Origin of the sequence: Moraxella caprae DSM 19149 (genome assembly GCF_000426885.1) — a bacterium.
Classification (GTDB): Bacteria; Pseudomonadota; Gammaproteobacteria; order Pseudomonadales; family Moraxellaceae; genus Moraxella; species Moraxella caprae.
In genome coordinates this window covers 11699-12074 of the sequence record NZ_KE384587.1, presented here as the reverse complement: position 1 = coordinate 12074, position 376 = coordinate 11699, and the positions used below count along the sequence as shown (strand labels likewise).

The window sequence follows — 376 nt, the reverse complement described above, 5'->3', positions numbered from 1 at the left end:
CCTTTAAACAACTTTACAATCAATTGAATATCCATAACATTCAACTGTTTTGTAGTGACTACTGGAAATCTTACCTTGAAGTCATTCCAAAATCAAAACATATGACAAGCAAAGCTCAAACTTTTACCATAGAGGGCTATAATAGTCTCATTAGGCATTTCACAGCAAGATTTAGAAGAAAATCAAAATGTTACTCTAAATCCGAGAAAATGATAGAAAACACTTTGAACTTACTGTTTGCTAAGTGGAATGGAACTTTGAATTATGTATTTTAGTTTAACAATGCCGAAATTTAAAAGGTCGTTAGACGTTTCTCATGTCGGCTTTGGCAATAGAATATCTACAAACAGTAGAAATTTAAAAGGTCGTTAGACCT

The 376-nt window shown here is 31.9% G+C and carries 1 protein-coding gene; it reads left to right on the top strand.

Features of this window, described 5'->3' with window-relative positions; translation table 11 throughout:
• Positions 1 to 275 (top strand): IS1 family transposase (locus K941_RS16980; RefSeq protein ID WP_167539618.1); only part of this gene is annotated, 275 nt, incomplete at its 5' end.
• Positions 276 to 376: the final 101 nt, after the last annotated feature.